This window comes from Cellulomonas septica (assembly GCF_012396155.1).
GTDB classification, from domain to species: domain Bacteria; phylum Actinomycetota; class Actinomycetes; order Actinomycetales; family Cellulomonadaceae; genus Cellulomonas; species Cellulomonas septica.
Genome location: NZ_JAAXOY010000902.1, coordinates 1 through 1,032, shown reverse-complemented (window position 1 = coordinate 1,032; position 1,032 = coordinate 1). Strand labels below are relative to the sequence as shown.

1 protein-coding gene and 1 pseudogene are annotated in these 1,032 nt (G+C 74.9%); both read right to left on the bottom strand.

Features of this window, described 5'->3' with window-relative positions; translation table 11 throughout:
* Nucleotides 1-505, bottom strand: a pseudogene (locus HGA02_RS20150) (hypothetical protein); the annotation flags it as partial.
* On the bottom strand, nt 502-1,032 hold a 531-nt coding region (locus HGA02_RS20145), incomplete at its 5' end, for a peptidylprolyl isomerase (protein WP_168681206.1). The gene HGA02_RS20145 and the pseudogene HGA02_RS20150, both read right to left, overlap by 4 nt.

The following is a 1,032-nucleotide window of genomic DNA, read 5'->3' as shown; positions in this document are numbered from 1 at the left end:
CCGAGGGCGACGGCGCAGCCGCGGCCTCGTCGGCCGACCCGGCCGCCGCGTCGGCCTCCTGCGTTGAGCTCGCCGCGTCGGTGGCGATCTCGTCGGTGGCGATCTCCTCGGTGACCTCGTCGGTGGCGACCTGGTCCGTGGCGAGCTCGTCGGCGTCCTCAGCGGTGGCCAGCTCGTCGGAGGTCGCGGCCGACGTCGTCTCCGCGGCCGTCACCTCGGCGTCGGCCGCCTCGGCCTCGTCGGTCGCGTCGGTCCTGGCCGCCCCGTCGAGGGTGTCGGTGCCCGGCGCGTCACCGGCGGTCAGGTCGTCGGCCTCGGTGGCACCGTCGGTCGTGGGCTCGGCGGTGGTCGAGCCGTCGGTCGTCGTGGCCTCGTCGGCGGTGGTGGCGTCCGCGGGTGCGGCGTCCGTCGTCGGCGCGTCGTCCTGGGGGACGGCGGGGGTGGAGGTCGGGGGAGTGGGCGTCGGGTCCTCCGGCGAGGAGGTCGATGCGGGGGTCTCGGTCACTGGGTCTCCACTCCCTCGATGGTGACGGCGTCCACCGGGGTCTCCGACCCCTCCACGGTGCCCGCGTCAGCGATGGCCTGCAGCACGTCCATGCCGGACGTGATGTGGCCGAACACGGTGTATCCACCCGCCGAGTCCGACGGGATCTGCGAATCCTCGTACACGAGGAAGAACTGGCTGCCCATGGACTCGCCGTTGCCGCCCTGGCGAGCCATGGCGATCGTGCCCGCCGGGTAGAGGTCGTCGGCGGGCGCGTTCTCGATCGGGCCCCACGAGTAGCCCGGGCCGCCGGTGCCGGTGGCCGTGGGGTCGCCGCACTGCAGGACGTAGATGCCCTGCGTGGTGAGGCGGTGGCACGACGTGCCGTCGAAGTAGCCCTCGCCGGCGAGCGTCACGAAGTTCGCCACGGCCTGGGGCGCGGCGGCGCCGTCGAGCTCGAAGGCGACGGTGCCCTGCGAGAGCGCGAGCTCGCCCGTCCACGTGCGGCCCTCGGCCGCGGCCGGGTCGGGCACCACGCCGCCGTTGCC